Origin of the sequence: uncultured Campylobacter sp., from assembly GCF_938017705.1 — a bacterium.
GTDB lineage: Bacteria > Campylobacterota > Campylobacteria > Campylobacterales > Campylobacteraceae > Campylobacter_B.
In genome coordinates this window covers 1-1,448 of sequence record NZ_CALIIS010000026.1, presented here as the reverse complement: position 1 = coordinate 1,448, position 1,448 = coordinate 1, and the positions used below count along the sequence as shown (strand labels likewise).

Annotated in this window: 2 protein-coding genes; both read left to right on the top strand. The window is 47.9% G+C overall.

What is annotated here, in order from left to right; genetic code table 11:
* Positions 1-1,245, top strand: a 1,245-nt coding sequence (locus Q0605_RS01385; protein WP_298703570.1) for a hypothetical protein, incomplete at its 5' end; no start/stop codon positions are given.
* Positions 1,242-1,448: hypothetical protein (locus Q0605_RS01380; protein ID WP_298703569.1), on the top strand; the 207-nt coding region annotated here is incomplete at its 3' end. The genes Q0605_RS01385 and Q0605_RS01380, both read left to right, overlap by 4 nt.

Below are 1,448 nucleotides of genomic sequence, written 5' to 3'. Positions count from 1 at the left end.
AATAATAAAGATCTGGAAAGCTTCAAGCGCTATGCCGATCAAGCCGCGAAAATCAACGATAGCTTGGGCGCACAAAAGAGCTTAGGAAGCGGCAAAAACGCGCAAACTATCAATAGGGCGGCAGATTATAGAAATACCGTAAATGAAATTTTGGCGCTAAATCTAAGCGCCAACGAGATGCAAAAGAACGCCGATCTTGCTGCTCATGACGCCAAGATGGCAAATATCGCCGCCGAAAAAGCGGCGGTAGAGGCTAGCTTGCAGAGTGAAAAGGCACTCTACAACGAGCTCATCGCACTAAAGCAAAGAGCTGCAGAGGGCAAGATAGATTTTAGCGCCGAGGGTTTCGAGGAGGTAAAAACCAAAATCGCCGAGCTAAAAGACGCTATGAACGGAGGGGCTAGCATCAAAATAACCGCGGACGACGCGGCGGCGCAGGAAGCGAAAAAAAGCCTGCAAGCTCCAAGCTCAAGCATCCATACGATCGATCCGGATGCCAAAGCGGCGCAAAAGACGATTGAGGCTCTTAAAAGACCCACATCATCGGTCCATACGATCCATGTCAAAACCATAGGCGGAGGCAAGATAAAAGGCACAAATGCCGCAGCTTTCGCTACAGGCGGAGCTGTAGGGCTTTTTAAAAGGTATAGCGGCAAGATCGCCGGGCATGATGCCGCAGGCAGGGATGATGTGCCTGCGCTACTAAGCAGAGGTGAGTTTATCCAAAACGTCAGAGCCGTAGACTACTACGGTGCTAAATTTTTTGCAAGGCTAAACGCTAGGGCGATCCCAAAAGAGAAGCTAGCTCGCTTCGCTAGCGGCGGGCTTGTATTAGCTCGCCAAAATAGCGAGTTTATGCAAAGAATAGATATGAGCATAAGCTCCGCAGATGTTAGGAGGTTAGCCAATAGGCTCTCCGATAAATTCTATTCGATGATCGACAAAAAGCTTTTCAGGAATGGGCTTGACGCAGTTAGGTCATGGAATAAGCAATACCCGGGATTTTTTAAAATCAAAGGGAACGATTATTTTACGAATTTCCGCGCTCTTGCCGAGGATCTGTTATCTAGAGCGAAGCAGGGTCTAAACATAGAGGGTTATGCCGCTGAGTTTATAAAGCCGAATGCCACTGCTGCTAAAAACGTAAATTTAAACTTCAATCTAGGCGGGGCTAGCTACAAAGCTCAAACCGACGAAGACACCGCAGCGGCGCTTCAAAGATATTTAAAAGGAGCCGGAGTATGAGATTAAAAGCCGTAGAAAACGTAAAGCTCGACGAGCCTTTGTTTTTACAAGACGAGTTCAGAAACTACTCGCTAACAGCGGGAAGCGAGACCGCTATAAGCGGAGCGGAGATCGTATTTTTAAGGGAGCGTAAAAATAGAGCCCTCGTGTTTTCAAGCGACGAGATCGCATGGCAAAGCAAAGCCTGCATAGACGCCCTGATC